Source organism: Burkholderia sp. AU31624 (assembly GCF_020420065.1).
In the GTDB taxonomy this organism is placed as follows: domain Bacteria; phylum Pseudomonadota; class Gammaproteobacteria; order Burkholderiales; family Burkholderiaceae; genus Burkholderia.
The window spans coordinates 836218-855162 of sequence record NZ_JAIZRT010000002.1 but is presented as its reverse complement, the minus strand read 5'-3'; the positions used below and the strand labels follow the sequence as shown (position 1 = coordinate 855162).

The window sequence follows — 18945 nt, the reverse complement described above, 5'->3', positions numbered from 1 at the left end:
TGCATCACCCGGCGTCCGCTTCGCGCACCGCGCGTACGAACGCCGCCATCCGGGCGTGATCCTTCACGCCCTTCGCGCCCTCCACTTCGATGCCACTCGAGACATCGACAGCAAACGGGCGCAACTGGCGAATCGCATCACCGACGTTTTGCGCGCTCAAGCCACCACTCAAAACGGCCCGATGCGCGAGCTCTGCGGGAATAAGAGACCAATCGAAGACCTTGCCGCTACCACCGTAATCCGGCACCAGGGTGTCGAACAGGAGGCCGCGCGCTTTCGAATAATGAAGCCCCGATTCTACCAAATCGGCCGATTGCGTCGAGGGGCCTACGCGCACCGCACGCAGCCACGGCAGGCGTGCCGCGCGGCCAAGTGCGTCGCACTGCTCGGGCGTCTCGTCGCCATGGAACTGCAGCAGCGTGAGCGGCACGTCGCGCACGACGGCCTCGATCTCGGCCTCGGTCGCGTTCACGAACAGCCCGACCACGGACACGAACGGCGGCGCGAGGCGCGCCAGCTCCGCCGCCTGCGCGATCGACACCGCGCGGGGGCTCTTCGGATAGAACACGAGGCCGATCGCATCGGCGCCGAGCGCGGCCGCATGCAGCACGTCCTCGGGCTTCGACAGCCCGCACAGCTTGATGCGCGTGCGCGGCGGCAGGCCGGCCGCGGCGGGAATCGAGGAAGACACGGCGTGATCCGTCATGATTGCGGGTCCAGATCGGCCCAGACGCTGCTCCACGGCACACTGCCGAGCTGCGCGGGCGGGACGGCGAATTCCGCCGGGTAGCCGACGTGGGCGAGGTACAGCCCGTCGGCCATGAACGTGGGCGCCGCAAGCTTGCGATCGCGCCCGGCCAGCACGTCGGCGAGCCAGTCGGCCGGATAGCGGCCGCGACCGACCGCGACGAGGCAGCCCATCAGGTTGCGCACCATATGGTGCAGGAACGCGTTGGCGCGGAACCGGAAATGGATGAAATGGCCCACGCGCCGCACGTCGATCTGATACAGGTGTTTGACCGGCGTCTTCGACTGACATTCCGACGACCGGAACGACGAGAAGTCATGCTCGCCGATCAGGTGCGCGGCGGCGGCGCGCATCGCGTCGTCGTCGAGCGGCGTATGGATCCAGCCCGCGCGCCCCGCCAGCATCGGCGAGCGCACGGGATGCACGTACAGCGTGTAGTAATAGGTGCGCTCGAACGCCGAGAAACGCGCGTGGAACGTGTCCGGCATCGGCTTCGCCCATTGCACCGCCACGGTCGGCGGCAGGAACGCGTTGGTGCCGCGCACCCACGAAAAAACCTCCCGATCGAGGTCGGTATCGAAGTGCACGACCTGCCCGAGCCCGTGCACGCCCGTATCGGTCCGCCCGGCCACCGTCGTATGCAGCGGCACGCGCGCGAACTCGGCCAGTGCGCGCTCGAGCCGATCCTGCACGGTCTTGCCGTGCGGCTGCGCCTGCCAGCCGCAGAACGCCGCGCCGTCGTACTGAATGCCGAGCGCGATCCGCATCACGCCTCGTCCGCCAGTTTCGCGAGCAGCGCGCGCGCATCGTCGCGCGTCGCGGCGTCGTTCGCGTCGACCACTTCCTGCAGCAGTGTCCGTGCGCCGGACAGGTCGCCCAGCTCGACGTACTCGGACGCGAGGTCGAGCTTGTTGCGCGCGATGCGGGCGAGTTCGTCCGGCGTCAGCGCCGGCAACGCAGCCCCCGGCGCGGACGGCAGGTCGAGATCGAAATCGAGCTTCAGCGCGCCGAACTGCGCGCCGCCTAGCGGCGGCAGCGACGACGTCGCGAACGGGCTGCCCGCCTGGCTCGCCGGCGTCGCTGCGTCCGGATCCCAATCGAACTCGTCATCCTGGTCGGCCGGATGTTCCGGGGCCGGATCGATCGAGCCAAACGGGAGACGCTGGGCGACTTGACCGTTAGTTGCGATTTTATCGATGTCGGACTGCCCTGCTTGCGCAGCCGGCTCATCCGCCGCCAGCGACGGCTCGTCCGGCGTGCGCGGCGGCAGCGGCATGTCGAGGCTGCTGAGCGCGCTGATCGCGTTCTGCATCAGCGCCGCATGCTGCGCTTCGGTGGCCGCGGGTGCGGCCGGCGTCTCCACCGGCGTCGCTACCCGTGGCTCCACCGACGTCTCGATCGGCGTCGCTGACGACGTTTCGACCGGCTTTTCGGCCGGCGTTTCGGCCGCAACCTTTTCGATCGGCTCGGCATCGTGCGAAACCGGAGCCGTCTCGCTCGCGGCCGGCACTGCCGCGTGTGCGGTCGGCAATTCGGGCTGCTCGACATGCGGCTTCGCCACATTCGACGACGGCGACAGATCCGCATCCGGTGTCTCGACCGGCTCCGCCGCGGCGGCAGTCGCCGCGGCAAGGTTCAAGTCGGAAGCGGCATCACGCGCGACCGGCATCTCGGGCCGAATCGGCAGTTCAGGTTCGACAAAAGGCGCCGCTTCGGCTTGCGCAGTGGCAGCGGCAGCCGTGACACCGCCCGCTGCCGTAGCGGCCGCCACCGTGTCCGCCCCCGCATCGTCCGTGCGGCGGCTCTTCCTGCGCTTGCGCCACGCGAAACCTGCGGCGAGGACGATCACGGCCGCACCGGCCACCGCGGCCGGACGCCAGTCCATCTGCTCGTGACTACGTGCAGGCGCCACCACCGGCGCGGCCGGCTGCGCGGGCGCCGATACCGATGCCGGCGGCACTGCGCTGGCAGCAACGCCGGATGCCGCTTCGCCGGTCGCTGACGCAGCCGCAGCCGCGGACGCGCCCGCATCGCTCGCGGCCGGACGCGGCGCGACAGGTGCCGGCGCCGACGCCGGCTTGACCTCGTTCGTCGTGGCCGGCTTGCCGATACCGTGCTTCTGCAATTCCATCAGCACGCGGTTCTTCAGCGCCAGCAGTTGCTGCAGGCTCGACGGCCGCGGCTGCGACGCGCCCGTGACCGGTGCCGCGCCAGCCGGTTCGTTCATGCCCGGAACCTGGCTGCCCGACGCAGGCGGGATCACGGCCCCGCTCGCGGACGACGGCACCGACTGGATCGTGCCGCTCCACACATGCGGACCGCTTGCACCGGCAACGGGTGCCGCCGGCTGCATGCTTTGGACAGCCGATGCGCCGTGGGCAGCCGAAGCACCGATCGATGCCGACGCACCGGCGGCCGCCGCGACGCTCGCACCGCTGACAGGTGCCGCATGCACGGCCGGCGCCACCGGCGCGGATTGCACGGTCGACCCCGGATGTGGTGCGGACGCACCATGCTGCGCGACTGCCGTGCCGCCCGATGCGGCGGCGGGTGCGGACGCTGCCGCCGCACCGGATGCACCGGATGCACCGGATGCAGCGGATGCAGCGGCCGGGACGACTGCCGCGCCTGTCGCATCGAGCGCCGGCACGGTCAGCGTCACGCCGACTTTCAGGCGGCTCGCGTCGCGCTTCATGAACGCCTGCGGATTGGCGTCGAACAGCGCGCGGCCGGCGCGTGCGAGCACCCCGGGATCGCGCGACTGCGTGGCCGCCTTCGCGATGTCGTTCAGCGACTGGCCCGGCTGGACCGTCACGGTAAGCGGGGCCGCGCCGTCGGCAGCGGACGCCGGCAGTTCGCCGGTGCCGGCCGCCCAGGCCGATGCGGTTGCGCCGAGCGCCAGGATCGCCAGCGCGCCACGCACGGCGCGCGACAGACGGGACTGCCGCGGAAACAAGGAAATTCGGGACATCGTTGGCTCTATCGCCGCGCGCGGGCGCGGCTCGGATTCGCGGTTGAAAGCGTCAATAAAGTTGCCGCAGAAATGCAAAAGCGTCGCGTGGAACGCGACGCTTTCGGCGGGTCTGTGCGTCGTAACCGCATAGTTTACTTCACGTGATCAGGTTCGGGCCGAATTCATCGCCGACAGGTGCAACCGATTGCGTGCGCGCGTCGGTGCGACCCGTGATCGGGCCGCGTGGGGTATCCGGTTGAGCACGCTGCGGCCGGCGCCCCCGATCGACCGGAAGTGCGCCTCGCTCAGATGCCCAGATGCAAAGCCATCCGGCCGCATCGCATGCCGAACGCATCCCGCATGCCTTTGCTCACTCAACGATGCGGTTCGCACAACCCGGGGGCCGACACGGAACCACGACCGGGGAATCAGGTGCGTTTGCTCAATAATTCGCGTTGCTTGCCGTTAATGGATTAACAAGCGCCAATCAAAATAAATCCAGTCGGCCATCACCCCATTCAAATGAATTTCAATTGATCGATAAGAGGCCAATTCCCCTCTCTGATCGTCGAATTGAACACCCTCGCCGCCAAACCCCCGCCCCACAAGGCTTTACCGCCCCGCCCAAGCTTCATTGCTCATACGAAATCGATCATTTCGACAACAATTCAATTTCATTACACAAAATTACACAGATCAAATAATTGCCGTCGCTAGGATCGTCCTCAAACAAGAATCGGCGCAGTTCGACCATCGCGCCCGCACCCGCCGGAACAGCGGAACGCGGTCGGCCTGACTGACGCCGTGAGATGTCAGGGAGGCATCGCGCAGTCGCACGACTGCATTTACTCACCAGCTCGTTACGGGGATCGAACATGGGCTATCAACAAGGCTTGAGCGGGTTGGCCGGCGCGGCGAACCATCTCGACGTGATCGGCAACAACATCGCGAACGCAAACACGGTTGGCTACAAGCAGGGGCGCGCGAACTTCGCCGACATGTACGCGAACTCGGTCGCGACGTCGACCAACACACAGATCGGCATCGGCACGCGACTCACGTCGGTGCAGCAACAATTCGGCCAGGGGACGATCAACTCGACGAAGTCGTCGCTCGACATCGCGATCAACGGCAACGGCTTCTTCCAGATGTCGAACAACGGCGTGACGACGTACTCGCGCGACGGTGTATTCCACCGCGACAAGAGCGGCGCCATCGTCGACGCGCAGAACCGCAACCTGATGGGCTATGCGGCAGGGCCGGGCGGCGCGATCAACACCGCGGCGACCGTGCCGCTGCAAGCGCCGACCACCAACATCGCGCCGCAGGCAACGACGAAGATCACCGGCCAGTTCAACCTGAATTCGCAGGACAAGGTGCCGGCCAAGACACCGTTCAACGCGGGCGACAACACCACGTACAACTACAATTCGTCGATCCAGGTGTACGACACGCTCGGTGGCTCGCAACAGGTGTCGATGTATTTCGCGAAGAACGCGGCAGGTACCTGGCAGGCCTACGCGGGCGTGCAGGGCCAGACGCCGACGAATCTCGGCACCGTCACGTTCGACGCATCGGGCCGGATCAGCTCGACGACGTCGGCCGCAACCGGCCAGCCGACGCCGAGCCTCGGCCAGTTCGCGTTCTCGATCCCCAACGCGTCGGGCGGCGCCAATCCGCAAAACCTGACGCTCGACCTGACCGGCACGACGCAGTTCGGCGGGAAAAGCGGCGTGAACAACCTCGCACAGGATGGCTTCGCGAGCGGCACGCTGACGACGTTCTCGATCGGCACCGACGGCAAGCTCACCGGCAATTACTCGAACGGCCAGAGCGCGGTGCTCGGCCTGATCGCGCTCGCGAACTTCAACAACCCGAACGGGCTCGAGAACATCGGCGGCAACCAGTATGTGGAAACCACCGCGTCGGGCGTGCCGCAGATCTCCGCGCCGGGCAGCACGAACCACGGCACGCTGCAGGGAAGCGCGCTGGAAAACTCGAACGTCAACCTGACGACCGAGCTCGTGAACCTGATCAAGGCGCAGCGCGATTACCAGGCGAATGCGCAGACGATCAAGACGCAGCAGGCCGTCGACCAGACGCTCCTGAACATGCGCTGACCCGCACATGAAAAACGCGCCGCGCCCGCCTTGATATCGTCAAGGCAGACGCGGCGCGCAATCTCGTGCACCGCGGCCCGCGCATCGCGGGCCGGACACGCCACTTACTTGTCGAGCAGGATGCGCAGCATGCGGCGCAGCGGCTCGGCCGCGCCCCACAGCAGCTGGTCGCCGACCGTGAACGCCGACAGGTATTCACCGCCCATCGCGAGCTTGCGCAGGCGGCCGACCGGCACCGTCAGCGTACCCGTGACGTTCGCCGGCGACAGGTCGCGCATCGACGCTTCACGCTCGTTCGGCACGACCTTCACCCAGTCGTTCGCCGATGCGAGAATGCCGTTGATCTCGTCGAGCGGCACGTCCTTGTTCAGCTTGATCGTCAGCGCCTGCGAGTGGCAGCGCATGGCGCCGATTCGCACGCACAGGCCGTCGACCGGAATCGAACCCGGCTCGCCCATCGCCGGCTTGCCGAGGATCTTGTTGGTTTCCGCGCCGCCCTTCCACTCTTCCTTCGACATCCCGTTGCCGAGATCCTTGTCGATCCACGGAATCAGCGAACCGGCGAGCGGCACGCCGAAGTTGCTCGTCGGCATCGCGTCGCTGTTCATCGCGGCCAGCACGCGGCGGTCGATGTCGAGGATCGCGGAAGCCGGATCGGCGAGTTGCGCCTGAACCGCGCCGTTCAGCGTGCCCATCTGCGCCAGCAGTTCGCGCATGTTCTGCGCGCCCGCGCCCGATGCGGCCTGGTAGGTCATCGCCGTCATCCAGTCGACGAGGTTCTCGCGGAACAGGCCGCCGAGCGCCATCAGCATCAGGCTGACCGTGCAGTTGCCGCCGATGAAGTTCTTCTGGCCCTTGACGAGCGCGTCCTTGATCACGTCGAGGTTGACCGGATCGAGGATGATGACCGCGTCGTCCTTCATCCGCAGCGACGATGCCGCATCGATCCAGTAGCCGTTCCAGCCGGCCGCGCGCAGCTTCGGGAACACGTCGTTCGTGTAGTCGCCGCCCTGGCACGTGATGATCACGTCGCACTTCTTCAGCTCGTCGACGTTGGTCGCGTCCTTGAGCGTAGTCTCGTTTTTCGCGAACGACGGCGCTTTGCCGCCCGTGTTGCTGGTGCTGAAAAACACCGGTTCGATCAGGTCGAAATCGCCCTCTTCCTGCATGCGCTGCATCAGGACGCTACCGACCATGCCGCGCCAACCTACGAGACCTACGTTCATGACTAACCCTTTGATGGAGCTTCCCCGCCATTCCGTCCCCGGTGTGACCGCGCGGGGAAATAGGCGGGCACGACGGACGATCAGCGTTTAATGATCGTTTTCGTGGTAATGGTTTTCGTGATGACGATGGCGCGCGCACCCGCACGGGCTGTGTTGCCGTGGAGTTTCAAGACCGGGGAGATCAGGGAAAGATGCGCCATCGTTCGAGTCTACACAAAGCCGGTGGCCCGCACAACGGCCAACCGCACGCGAACCGGCCGATTTCGCGGCCTGTTCGCGCCCTTTCTACATGATCGCGTTACAGCGCCGCGACCACCGCGTCGCCCATCGCCGTCGTGCCGACCTGCTGGCAACCCGGCGTCGCGATATCGCCCGTGCGGTAGCCCTGTTCGAGCACCGTTTTCACCGCACGCTCGATGCGATCGGCCTGCTCCGCGCGATTCAGCGAATAGCGCAGCATCATCGCGGCCGACAGGATCGTCGCGAGCGGGTTCGCGATGCCCTTGCCCGCGATGTCCGGCGCCGAACCGTGCGACGGTTCGTACAGGCCCTTGTTGTTCTTGTCGAGCGACGCCGACGGCAGCATGCCGATCGAGCCCGTCAGCATCGACGCTTCATCCGACAGGATGTCGCCGAACATGTTGCCCGTGACGATCACGTCGAACTGCTTGGGCGCCTTCGCGAGCTGCATCGCCGCGTTGTCGACGTACATGTGCGACAGCTCGACGTCCGCGTATTCCTTCGACACGTCGATCATGATGTCGCGCCAGAACTGCGACGTCTCGAGCACGTTCGCCTTGTCGACCGACAGCAGCTTCTTCGCGCGCTTGCGGGCCGCCTGGAACGCGACGTGCGCGATGCGGCGCACTTCCGGTTCCGAATAGCGCATCGTGTCGAAGCCTTCGCGCTCGCCCGCGAACAGGCCGTCCGGTGCGGCGCGCACGCCGCGCGGCTGGCCGAAGTAGATGTCGCCGTTCAGTTCGCGCACGATCAGGATGTCGAGGCCCGCGACCAGCTCGGGCTTCAGCGGCGACGCATCGACGAGCTGCGGATAGCAGATTGCCGGGCGGAAGTTCGCGAACAGCTCGAGGTGCTTGCGCAGCCCGAGGATCGCCTGCTCGGGGCGCAGCGCGCGCTCGAGCGAGTCGTACTTCCAGTCGCCTACGGCACCGAACAGGATCGCGTCGGCGTCCTTCGCGAGCTTCAGCGTCGCGTCGGGCAGCGGATGGCCGCTCGCCTCGTAGCCCGCGCCGCCGACCGGCGCCTGTTCGAGTTCGAACTTCTCGTCGAGTGCGTTCAGCACCTTCACCGCTTCATTGACGATTTCCGGACCGATGCCGTCGCCGGGCAGCACTGCAATCTTCATGCGAAATTCCTGACTGGGTAGGTTTTTATGGAGGCAGGCCGGCGAACGCGCCGCCGGCGCGCCCGCCCGAAAGGCGATCTCAGCCGACCAGCTTGGTGTTGAGCCACGGCTGCTTCACGAGGCGCTCGGCCTCGAACTGGCGGATCTTGTCCGCGTGGCGCAGCGTGAGGCCGATGTCGTCGAAGCCGTTCAGCAGGCAGTACTTGCGGAACGCGGCGATCTCGAACGGATACTCGCGGCCGTCGCCCGTGCGGACGACCTGCGCGTCGAGATCGACCGTCACCTCGAAGCCGTTGAACGCGACCGTCTCGTTGAACAGGTGATCGACCTGCTGCTCGGTCAGCACGATCGGCAGCAGGCCGTTCTTGTAGCAGTTGTTGAAGAAAATATCGGCGAAGCTCGGCGCGATGATCGCGCGGAAGCCGTACTGTTGCAGCGCCCACGGCGCATGCTCGCGCGAGCTGCCGCAACCGAAGTTCTTGCGTGCGAGCAGCACGGATGCGCCCTGGTAGCGCGGCTGGTTCAGCACGAAGTCGGGATTCAGCGGGCGCTTCGAGTTGTCCTGGCCCGGCTCGCCGTGATCGAGATAACGCCATTCGTCGAACGCGTTCGGACCGAAGCCCGTGCGCTTGATCGACTTCAGGAACTGCTTCGGGATGATCGCGTCGGTGTCGACGTTCTCGCGATCGAGCGGCGCCACGACGCCGGTATGCACTGTGAATTTTTCCATGATCCGTCTATCCGGTTGAAGGGCCGGCGTTCAGCCGGCGCACATCGACAAATTCTCGGTGGGGGACGTCACTCCGCGGCGCGCTTCAGCGCGCTGCCGGCAGCGTTGACGTCCTGCCCGAAGCCCTGGACGGTATTGCAGCCCGCCAGGCCGAAGCCCAGCCCTGCGAGCGCCAGCGCGGCAACCAGCCGCGCAATGATCTTCGATGCCGTCACGCGTTACCCCAGCTGGCGAATGTCGACGAAATGGCCTTCGATGGCCGCGGCCGCCGCCATCGCGGGGCTCACGAGGTGCGTGCGACCGCCCGCGCCCTGCCGGCCTTCGAAGTTGCGGTTCGACGTCGATGCGCAGCGCTCGCCCGGCTCGAGCCGGTCGGCATTCATCGCGAGGCACATCGAGCAGCCCGGCTCGCGCCATTCGAAGCCGGCGTCCGTGAACACCTTGTCGAGCCCTTCGCGCTCGGCCTGTGCCTTCACGAGGCCCGAGCCCGGCACGACCATCGCGAGCCGCACGTTCGACGCGACGCGACGGTTCAGCTTCTTCACGACATACGCGGCTGCGCGGATGTCTTCGATTCGCGCGTTCGTGCACGAGCCGATGAAGATCTTGTCGACCTTGATCGATTCGATCGGCGTGTTCGGCTCGAGCGCCATGTAGGCCAGCGCACGCTCCATCGCATCGCGCTTGACCGGATCCTTCTCGCGCTCGGGATCGGGCACGCGGCCGTCGATCGACGTGACCATTTCCGGCGACGTGCCCCACGTGACCTGCGGGACGATTTCGGCGGCGTTCAGCTCGACCACGCGATCGAACTGCGCGCCGTCGTCCGACTTGAACTGGCGCCAGTATTCGACGGCCTGGTCCCATTCCGCGCCGGTCGGCACGAACGGGCGGCCCAACAGGTAATCGATCGTCGTGTCGTCCACCGCAACCATGCCGGCGCGCGCGCCAGCCTCGATCGCCATGTTGCAGACGGTCATGCGGCCTTCCATCGTCAGCGCGCGGATCGTCGAGCCGCCGAATTCGATCGCGTAGCCCGTGCCGCCGGCCGTGCCGATCTTGCCGATGATCGCGAGCACGATGTCCTTCGCGGTACAGCCGCGCGGCAACGTGCCCTCGACCTTCACGAGCATGTTCTTGCTCTTCTTCTGCAGCAGGGTTTGGGTGGCGAGCACGTGCTCGACTTCCGACGTGCCGATGCCGTGCGCGAGCGCACCGAACGCGCCGTGCGTCGACGTATGCGAATCGCCGCACACGATCGTCATGCCCGGCAGCGTCGCGCCCTGTTCCGGCCCGATGATGTGGACGATGCCCTGGCGCACGTCGTTCATCTTGAACTGCGTGATGCCGAACGCATCGCAGTTCGCGTCGAGCGTGTCGACCTGGAGCTTCGAGACGGGATCGGCGATGCCGTGGCTGCGATCGGTGGTCGGCACGTTGTGGTCCGACACGGCCAGGTTCGCGCTGATGCGCCACACCGGACGCTGCGCCATCTTCAGCCCTTCGAACGCCTGCGGGCTCGTGACTTCATGCAGCAGCTGACGGTCGATGTAGAGCAGGGTCGTGCCGTCTTCCTCGGTGTGGACCACGTGGGTGTTCCACAGTTTGTCGTAGAGAGTCTGTGCCATGGGTATGCGGGGTCGTTGTGACTACAAGCCTTGCGGATGTGATCGATTATGCCACGCAAAATCCGCCCACGGAGTACCACGATAACGAAAAAAGTGAATAAAAACAGTGGGTTGGGTGGTACACGCGATACCCGGATAAGCATTACCCGGCAACGCGGGCACCACGGCGCGGTGGCCACTGCCGCCACCGCGCTGCGCATGTCACGGCGACACGCGAAAGGACATGACGGTTCCGGAATGGAAGAGGTCGATGAACGGGAGATGTTCCGCGAACGCCCGGCAGTGTCAGCCGTTCGGGTACTCGCGGTTGATCAGGTCGAGCCGCAGCATGCCCAGTTGCACGCCGACGTTGCTCAGCAGGTAGAGATCGCGGCGCCGCAATGCCGGCATCTGCGCGGACGCGTCGTAAAGCGACGGTAGCGCCAGGCCCGCCGGCACCGCGGCCTGCATCCCCGCGGCGTTCGACACGCGCACGGCAAGCGACGCCTGATCCGTATGGGTGACGACCCCGACGTTGCCGAGTGCCGCAGCCGAGCCGGCCCGCTTGACGATCGCGGCAGCGACGCCGTCTGGCGTCGGGATCGGGCTGCCGGCGGCCAGGGCCGGGGTCGCGATCGACGTCACGCCGGCCGTCAGCCCGTATTTCGACGCGAGCACGCTCGCGACTTCCTGCTGCGCGAAGATCCGCACGGCAACTGTCTGGCGCAGCAGGAACACGGCGTCGGCAATCGCCTCGTTCACCGGGCCCGGCACCGGCGCGGCGCGACTGCCGAAGCTGAGGGCGACAATCGTGTTGATGGCCGTGTTCTGGACGGTCGGCGGCAGCCACGAGAAAAACGGTTCGAACAGGTAGCCGGTCTCGTCGGTGGCGGCAGCGCGGTCGTTCAGTTCGTTCGTCAGCTTGCCGAGCATCTGGCGTTGCAGTTCGGCGTCTGAAACGGGCGCGTCGCTCGCGAAGGCCGGCGTACCGGCGGCGCCGGTCGCGGCCAGCGCGGAAGCGGAAACGGAAGCGAGAAAATGGCGGCGGGTCTTCATGGTCATCGGAATCGGGAAAGAGAAAATGCGTCAGCCCTTCGGGAACGCCTGCATCGTCGCGCCGATCGCACGGCCGAGCATCTGCGCATACATGTCGTGCACGAGGTACAGGCTGCGGTTACGCGTCCACGGCTGGCCCGACAGCGGGTCGTAAAGCGTCGGCAACGACACCTCGGCAACCGCGGCCGCCTTCATGCCCGCCTGTTGCGAGGTCTGGATGCAGCGCTTCGCGTGGTCCCGATGACCGACCACCGCGACGCTGCCCATCGCTGCCGCGCCGCCCGCGCGCGCCACGGCCTCGGCGGCCACGCCCGCCGTACTGAGGTACACGATCGTGCCGTCGCTCGCGATCACGGGCTCGATCGACGACAGCACGTCGGCGCCCATCCCGTATTTCGACACGAGAAAGCGCGCAATCTCCCACTGCGCGTAGACCTTGACCGGTTTCAGTTGCCGAATACGGTAGACGGCGTCCGCGAGCGCTTCGTTGACGGGCCCCGGATCGGGCAGCGCGGACTGGTTGCCGCCCGTGCTCGACGTATTGCCGCTTGCCGCGTTCGGGCGATTGCCGAAGCTGTATGCGACGATCGCGCCGATTTGCGCGGCCGGCACCGTCGGCAGGTCCCACGTGAAGCCGACATCGGTCAGCGCAGGCACGATCGCGTTGACCGTCGCGGCATCGCCGAGCTGCGCGTTGAGCTTCGCGGACATTTGCGCGGCCAGCGCCTCATCGGTGACGGGCGCCGACGTGACGTCGTCGCCACCGCAAGCGCTCAACAACGGCGCCACGGCAACCGCGGGTGCGGCAGCCAGGAATTTTCTGCGTAAAGAAGCCGACGGGGTTCGATTCATGAGAAATACGAAATGATGCGAGCAACGCCAGCAGCCGATCACGACGTTGCAAATCGCGGGTTCACGGGAATGACGACCTGTTGCGTCGCACGGTTGGGCGATGGATGGCAGGGTCGACGCTCGAATCGAATCGCTGCGCATCGGTCGATCGACGATGCGGGATCGTAGTGGGCGTTTATTAAATCGCGGTGAACCTGTCGATCGAATGCGGACGATCGTCACGCTGTTTCATCGATGGACGCACGCGTTTCATCCATGGCGAGCATGTGCGGCCACCGTTTCATCGGTGGCGAGCGACGTGATTCGCCCGCCTCGTCGGGCGCTGCACATCGCGCTCCTGATTTCGAGATACGATGGCGCAACGCGCATGCCCCCCACGATCCGGATCCGGAGCCCCCGCCATGAAGCTCGGCCTGAACGAATCGCTCGCCCGCCTCGACGAAGATGGCACGCTGTTCACGACGCTGTTTCGCCACGGTACGCTCGACGTCGAGCTGTACCGGCCGCGCATCGAGGACAAGCAGAAGCCGCATACGCGCGACGAGGTCTACGCGATCGCCACGGGCACGTCACGCGTCGTCGTCGCCGGACGCGAATACGAAGTCGCGGCCGGCGACGTGCTGTTCGTCCCGGCACACGCGGAACACCGCTTCATCGGCTTCTCCGACGACTTCTCGACGTGGGTGTTCTTCTACGGCCCCGAAGGCGGCGAGCGCGGCGCATAACGCATGTACGACGCACACGCGACGCACGCGGCACTTTTCCTGCGATCGCCTAGACTGTCTATTCGCAGCGGGTGGCGCGCGACGCGCGGCCGCCCGGTCGTCACGATGCCGGCGGCAGCCGGTTCAACGAACGGGAAGACAGCATGCGATACGAACTGTATTACTGGCCCGAGATCCAGGGCCGGGGCGAGTACGTGCGGCTCGCGCTCGAAGCGGCCGAAGCCGATTATGTCGACGTCGCGCGTGAATCGGGGCGCGGCATGGGCGTGCCGGCAATGATGCGGATGATGGACAGCTCGAAGGCGGAATGCGTGCCGTTCGCGCCGCCGTTCCTGAAAGCCGGCGACGTCGTCATCGGGCAAACCGCGAACATCCTGCTGTTTCTCGGCGCGCGGCTGGGGCTCGCGCCCGCCGACGAAGCCGGCCGGCTGTGGGTGCACCAGCTTCAGTTGACCGTCGCCGATTTCGTCACCGAGATCCACGACACGCACCATCCGATCGCAAGCGGCCTCTACTACGAGGATCAGCAGGCGGAAGCCGCCGAGCGTGCCGCCGATTTCCTCGAAAACCGGCTGCCGAAATTCCTCGGATACTTCGAGCGTGTACTCGCACAGAATCCGCACAAGAGCGGCTACCTCGCCGGCAACGCACTCAGCTATGCGGACCTGTCGATGTTCCAGTTGATCGAGGGCCTGCGCTACGCGTTTCCGAAAGCGATGAAGCGTGCGGAGCGGCAGATCGCGGCGCTGGTTGCACTGCACGACCGCGTTGCACTGCATACGCCTGTTGCGCTCTATCTCGAGTCGGAACGCCGCATCCCGTTCAACGACATGGGCATCTTCCGGCACTATCCGGAGCTGGACAAGTAACGCAGGCACGGCATCCGCGCCGCTTCCCTCATGTAGGGCAGCGGATGCCCCCTGCTCACGCGGCGACCGGCGTCTCGTGCAGATGACGCCGCGCGCCAGCCGCATGCATCGGAGCCGGCCGGACAAAACATGCCGGCTCCCGTTGTCGCGCTTTCCGTACCAGGCAGTCAGTGCGACTGCCCGTGCTGCGTGGTCGCTGCATCGACGGCTTCGACCGAACGCGTCAGCCACGGCCCGATGTCCATCTCCTCGTAGCGCACGAGCCGGCTCTTGCGCGCCCGGCGATACGCCCACCAGATCGCGACGAACAGCGGAATCCACACGTAGATCGATAGCACTTCCATCCAGTCGATGCGGGCCGCGAAGAACGCCTGGTAATCCTGCCCGAGCGAGATCACGATGCAGATCGCGATCGCGAACAGCGGCCCGAACGGGAACCATTTCGCGCGGTACGGCAGCTGATCGAGCCGGTAGCCCTGCTTCAGGAACCCCTTGCGGAACCGGTAATGGCAGACCGCGATGCCGAGCCACGCGATGAAGCCGGTGATGCCGACCGTATTCAGCAGCCACAGATAGATGCTCTGGTTGTTGGTCAGCGACGTGAGGAAGCACAGCCCGCCGACGGCCATCGTCGCGTACAGCGCGTTGCGCGGCACGCCGCCCGGCGACAGCGTCGCGAACATCGCCGGCGCGCGCCCTTCCGCCGCGAGGTTGTACAGCATCCGCGTGGCCGCGTAAGTCCCGGAATTGCCGGCCGACAACACGGCCGTCAGGATCACGAGATTCATCGCGCCGGCCGCGAGCCGAAATCCCGCATGGCTGAACACCAACGTGAACGGGCTCACGCCGATGTCGGTCACGTCGCTCTTCAGCAGGTTCGGGTCCGTGTACGGCACCAGCAGCCCGATCACGAAGATCGCGAACACGTAGAACAGCATGATCCGCCAGAAGATCTGCTTCACCGCGCGCGGGATCGTCTTGCGCGGGTTTTCCGATTCGCCGGCCGTGATCCCGACCAGCTCGGTGCCGAGAAACGAGAAGCCCGCGATCAGCGCGACGCTCATCATCGCGTGCACGCCGCCGACGAACGGCGCATCGCCCGTCGTGAAGTTGCGCAAGCCGACCGGATGCCCGTTCCCGATCAGGCCGGCGGCGATCAGCAGCCCCGCCGCGATGAACGCGACCACGGTGACGACCTTGATCAGCGAGAACCAGTATTCCGATTCGCCGAAGCCGCGCACCGACAGCGTATTCAGCAGGAAGATCAGCACGAGGAAACCGGCGCCCCACCAGATGCCGGGTACGGTTGGAAACCAGTAGCGCATCACGATCTGCGCGGCGACCAGCTCGATCGCGATCGTCACGGCCCAGCTGTACCAGTAGGTCCAGCCGAGCGCGACGCCGAAGCCTTCGTCGACGTACTTCTCGCCGTAGATCGCGAACGAGCCCGATACCGGCATCAGCGCGGCCATCTCGCCGAGGCCCGTGACGACGAAGTACACCATCAGCCCGATCGCGATATACGCGGCGATCGCCCCGCCCGGCCCCGCCTGCGCGACCGACGCCCCCGACGCGACGAACAACCCCGTGCCGATCGAGCCGCCGATCGCGATCATCGCGATGTGGCGGCCCTGCAGACGGCGCTTCAGTGTCGTCCCGGACGGTGCGGCCGTCTCCGCTGCCGCTTGCAAAGCATCCATAGTGTTCACCCTGATTGGATTCGGGCCCGACGATTTGATTCGGAATGCAAATCGTCAGGCCGGGTCATTCGCGTCGGAGCCGGCCCTTCCCGGCCGGCCGCATCACACGACGCTGCGCTTGATCGCCTGCAGTTCGGCCGTCGTCACGATCTTCTCGATCCGGAACCGCGGGCTTTCCAGCCACAGGTTCGCGATCCGCCGGTACTCGTCGAGATCCTCGCACGCGAGCCGCACGAGGAAATCGAACGTGCCGCTGACGAGCCAGCAATCGAGCACCGCCGGATTCGCGCGCATTTCGTCCTCGAACGGCGCCTGCGAACGCCCGTGGTCGGCCAGCGTGATCTGCGCGATCACGACGATCGGCTTGGTCGCGCGCGGCGCCTTGATCACCGCGCGGTACCCTTCGATCACCCCAAGCGCCTCGAGCCGCTCCACGCGCGCCTGGCACGGCCGCGGCGTGAGGTTCACGAGCTCGGACAGCTTCCGGTAGGAAATCCGCCCGTCGGTGCGCAGGATGTCGAGGATCCGGAGATCGATCTTGTCGAGCTGCATCTTCTTGTCGGTCATCCGCGTTCGCTCCGGTCGGGTCGTGGCTGATGCGCGGAACGTCTCCGGTTCCGCGCGGGGGCCACATTATCCGGCCGAAGCGGCCGCGCGCCAATCGGCTAGAACCGCAGCGACAGGCAGGTCAGGCCGCCGTCCATCTTGCGGAACTCGCTCGTATCGATCACGTGCAGCGGCAGCCCGAGCGACGCGATCGCGTCGTGCACGCGCGGGTAGCCGGCCGGGGTGATCAGCGTGCCGTTCACGCGCAGCGTGTTGCCCGCGTATTCGTCGGCGGCCGAAATCGCGATCCGGCGATAGTCGGCGAAGGCCGGATGCGCGGCCAGCGCTTCGGTGACGAGCAGCGTGTCGTCGCCGAGCGCGTTGACGACCGACTTGAGATGCAGGCCGGCACCCACCGGCACCGCGACGACCGAATAGCCGTAGCGCGACACGAGCGAGTCGAATGCGGCGATGCCGTCGGCGTCGGTACGGCCCGTCAGGCCGATGTAGAAGCGCTTGCCGACCTGCATCACGTCACCGCCGTCGAGCCGGCCCGCCTGCATCGGCAGCAGGTCGCGATGCGCGGCCAGCGCCGCTTCGATATGCACCGTCTCGCCCCGCCGCGCCGGCGCACCGGGGCGCGTGATCACCGCGAATTCGGGCGTCACCACCGCGGTGTCCTCGACGAAGTGCGAATCGGGGAATGCCTCCAGCGGCGGCAGTTCGGTCAGCGCGACGCCGAGCGTGCGCAGCGCTTCGCAATACGCGTGGAACTGGGTGAGCGTCTTGTCGTAATCGGGCGCGCCGAGTTCGGCCGTGGTCAGGCCCGCGCCACAGGATGGCGCGGGGCGGCGAACGATCGCTTGCGTGAATTGCATCGACTCCTCCATGGTCAGCGCCGCACCCGTGCTTCACGCGGGGCGGCTGCGTTGTGTCCGGACCATTATCGGAAGCCAAATTGCGCAATTCGCGTCGATTTCGGCTGCGCCGACAGCCGATTGCGTCGAATTGCGCTCGACACGCAGCGGATTCGGCAGCCCGCCGTTCGCCACCCGGCGAGCCGTCGCTTTCACGGGCGGCACGCTGGCTACGCGCCCGCCCCGAACCCCATCTGCGAACGGCCGAGCACCGTGAGATCGTCCTCCCCGCCCCGCCCGTCGAATTCGACCTCGAAATGATCGGCAGGGAAATCGGGCGGGCTCTCGCCGCGCAGGAACGCAGCGCGTTGGCGCTGCAGGTACGCGTCGTTCTTCGCGCAACCGGGCGCGGCGGCGATGTACATCACGTTGCTGTCGCCGCTACCGCGATGCGCATCCTCGACCGCGTGCACGACGTCGCCGTGCCAGAACACCGCATCGCCCGGCTCCATGTGCGGGATCGGCACCAGCGCGTCGAGCAGCAGCGCGTGCCATTCGGGCCGGATCGACAGCGCGCGGCCCGGGCGCGCGCCGCACAGGTCGTCGTCGGCCACGTCGTCCTGCAACGCCCGCAGCACGACATAGGCCATCGCGTTCGCCACCGGGATCAACTGCAGCGTGCCGTCGCCGGGACCCTGCGGCGTCAGTGCGGTCCAGCCCTGGAACGTGCGGAACATCGAGCACACGGCCGGCGACGGAATCTCCTCGACATCGGGACGAAACGCCGCGTCGTACGGGTCGTAATCGCGCCAGCGGCCGGCCAGCACGTGACGGTAGACCTTGCGGAAATTGGCGCCGAGCCAGCGTTCGACGGAACCGCCGTCGACATGCGGCGACAGCCCGAGCGACGTCGAGCCGGGCGGGCGGCGACGAATCCGGTCCGCATAGGCCGGCACCTGGTCGGGATCGAAGTGCGTGCGGCCGCCGTCCGTGTGCCGCCACAGGCGGTTCAGGAACACGCGCGCTTGAGTCAACGCAGGCGACTGGCGCGCAGCCACCTGCGGCTTCGACCAGTAAACGCCGTAGATCTGCGGCTTGCCCGACGCGAGGTTGCCGAAATAGCGGTCCTCGGCACGTGCGTGCAGCCGGTCGGTGAAGCGGTTCGCGTCCAGGTAGGCACCGATCTCGTCGTTCCAGTCGCGCGCCTGCTGCGCATCGAATACGCCACGGATCACGACCGCGCCGTGCGTGCGGATCGCGGCAACCGCTTGCGGATCGACGGTCGCGCCCGCGATGTCCGCGAACGGCACCACCGGAATGACGTCACGACCATGCGCATGCGCGCGGCGAATCACATCGACCTGCCGCGCGATGTCGCCCTCCAGTTCGCGGAACGTGGCCGCATAACCGGGCAGGTCGGTGCGCAGCGCCCTTTTCGCGTCGCGAATCGCGGCAGGCAAGTCGTCAATCGTCAGTTGCATCGTGGTCTCCTCGCTGACAGGTGTCGTGATGTGCTGTCAGCGTACGGCCGGCGCGCAGTCGCGATTACCACTATCCGGCCAACTATCGATACAATCCTGACAACCGGGC

17 protein-coding genes are annotated in these 18945 nt (G+C 66.5%); 3 read left to right on the top strand and 14 right to left on the bottom strand.

From position 1 onward, the window contains the following. Window positions 1-4 precede the first annotated feature (4 nt). From LGM89_RS09130 to LGM89_RS09120, 3 genes are read right to left on the bottom strand one after another with little or no spacing between them, the layout of a single operon-like run. On the bottom strand, window positions 5-706 hold the full coding sequence (locus LGM89_RS09130) for a phosphoribosylanthranilate isomerase (protein WP_226204230.1): 702 nt from the start codon (window positions 704-706) through the stop codon (window positions 5-7). Then, a complete protein-coding gene (truA, locus tag LGM89_RS09125; protein WP_179254913.1) occupies window positions 703-1515 on the bottom strand; it encodes a tRNA pseudouridine(38-40) synthase TruA in 813 nt (270 codons plus the stop codon). Before truA ends, LGM89_RS09130 begins: the two co-directional genes overlap by 4 nt. Beyond that, window positions 1515-3719, bottom strand: a complete 2205-nt coding sequence (locus LGM89_RS09120) for a FimV/HubP family polar landmark protein (protein WP_226272880.1) — start codon at window positions 3717-3719, stop codon at window positions 1515-1517. Before LGM89_RS09120 ends, truA begins: the two co-directional genes overlap by 1 nt. 857 nt (window positions 3720-4576) lie before the next feature. On the opposite strand from LGM89_RS09120, the gene flgE reads away from it, so the two are divergent. After that, window positions 4577-5821 carry a flagellar hook protein FlgE gene (gene flgE / locus LGM89_RS09115; protein WP_089462908.1) on the top strand — a complete coding sequence of 415 codons (1245 nt, stop codon included), beginning with the start codon at window positions 4577-4579 and terminating at the stop codon, window positions 5819-5821. A 104-nt stretch (window positions 5822-5925) separates the two neighbouring features. Here flgE and asd read toward each other — a convergent pair whose 3' ends face one another. From asd to LGM89_RS09080, 7 genes are all read right to left on the bottom strand, one after another. Beyond that, window positions 5926-7047, bottom strand: a complete 1122-nt coding sequence (gene asd / locus LGM89_RS09110) for an aspartate-semialdehyde dehydrogenase (protein ID WP_069251145.1) — start codon at window positions 7045-7047, stop codon at window positions 5926-5928. Between the two features lie 298 nt (window positions 7048-7345). Further along, window positions 7346-8413, bottom strand: coding sequence for a 3-isopropylmalate dehydrogenase (leuB, locus tag LGM89_RS09105; protein ID WP_089497362.1), 1068 nt, complete (start codon window positions 8411-8413; stop codon window positions 7346-7348). 79 nt (window positions 8414-8492) lie between these two features. Beyond that, window positions 8493-9143: a 3-isopropylmalate dehydratase small subunit gene (gene leuD / locus LGM89_RS09100; protein WP_039358292.1), complete on the bottom strand. Its 651-nt coding sequence runs from the start codon at window positions 9141-9143 to the stop codon at window positions 8493-8495. Window positions 9144-9211: 68 nt separating this feature from the next. Further along, window positions 9212-9358, bottom strand: a complete 147-nt coding sequence (locus LGM89_RS09095) for an entericidin A/B family lipoprotein (protein ID WP_089474479.1) — start codon at window positions 9356-9358, stop codon at window positions 9212-9214. Window positions 9359-9361: 3 nt separating this feature from the next. Continuing rightward, window positions 9362-10771, bottom strand: a complete 1410-nt coding sequence (leuC, locus tag LGM89_RS09090) for a 3-isopropylmalate dehydratase large subunit (RefSeq protein ID WP_089427948.1) — start codon at window positions 10769-10771, stop codon at window positions 9362-9364. 285 nt (window positions 10772-11056) lie between these two features. Continuing rightward, the gene (locus LGM89_RS09085) at window positions 11057-11806 is read right to left on the bottom strand and encodes a Tat pathway signal protein (protein ID WP_226273017.1); all 750 of its coding nucleotides are present in this window, start codon (window positions 11804-11806) and stop codon (window positions 11057-11059) included. A gap of 30 nt (window positions 11807-11836) precedes the next feature. Beyond that, complete coding sequence (locus LGM89_RS09080; RefSeq protein ID WP_226272879.1) at window positions 11837-12658, bottom strand: hypothetical protein; 822 nt, start codon at window positions 12656-12658, stop codon at window positions 11837-11839. Window positions 12659-13059: 401 nt separating this feature from the next. Here LGM89_RS09080 and LGM89_RS09075 point away from each other — a divergent pair, with 401 nt between their 5' ends. Both LGM89_RS09075 and LGM89_RS09070 read left to right on the top strand, forming a co-directional pair. Beyond that, entirely contained in the window at window positions 13060-13383 is a 324-nt protein-coding gene (locus LGM89_RS09075) for a cupin domain-containing protein (protein ID WP_089497365.1), read from the top strand. Between the two features lie 143 nt (window positions 13384-13526). Then, entirely contained in the window at window positions 13527-14252 is a 726-nt protein-coding gene (locus LGM89_RS09070) for a glutathione S-transferase (RefSeq protein ID WP_089497366.1), read from the top strand. A 167-nt stretch (window positions 14253-14419) separates the two neighbouring features. Here the strand turns inward: LGM89_RS09070 and LGM89_RS09065 are convergent, their stop codons facing one another. The 4 genes from LGM89_RS09065 to LGM89_RS09050 all read right to left on the bottom strand — a co-directional run bounded on the left by LGM89_RS09065 (window position 14420) and on the right by LGM89_RS09050 (window position 18836). After that, window positions 14420-15952: an amino acid permease gene (locus tag LGM89_RS09065; RefSeq protein WP_226203989.1), complete on the bottom strand. Its 1533-nt coding sequence runs from the start codon at window positions 15950-15952 to the stop codon at window positions 14420-14422. A 102-nt stretch (window positions 15953-16054) separates the two neighbouring features. Next, entirely contained in the window at window positions 16055-16519 is a 465-nt protein-coding gene (locus tag LGM89_RS09060) for an Lrp/AsnC family transcriptional regulator (protein ID WP_089427955.1), read from the bottom strand. A 98-nt stretch (window positions 16520-16617) separates the two neighbouring features. Beyond that, on the bottom strand, window positions 16618-17376 hold the full coding sequence (locus LGM89_RS09055) for a dimethylarginine dimethylaminohydrolase family protein (protein WP_226203991.1): 759 nt from the start codon (window positions 17374-17376) through the stop codon (window positions 16618-16620). 209 nt (window positions 17377-17585) lie between these two features. Next, the gene (locus LGM89_RS09050; protein ID WP_226272878.1) at window positions 17586-18836 is read right to left on the bottom strand and encodes a DUF1479 domain-containing protein; all 1251 of its coding nucleotides are present in this window, start codon (window positions 18834-18836) and stop codon (window positions 17586-17588) included. Window positions 18837-18945 lie beyond the last annotated feature (109 nt).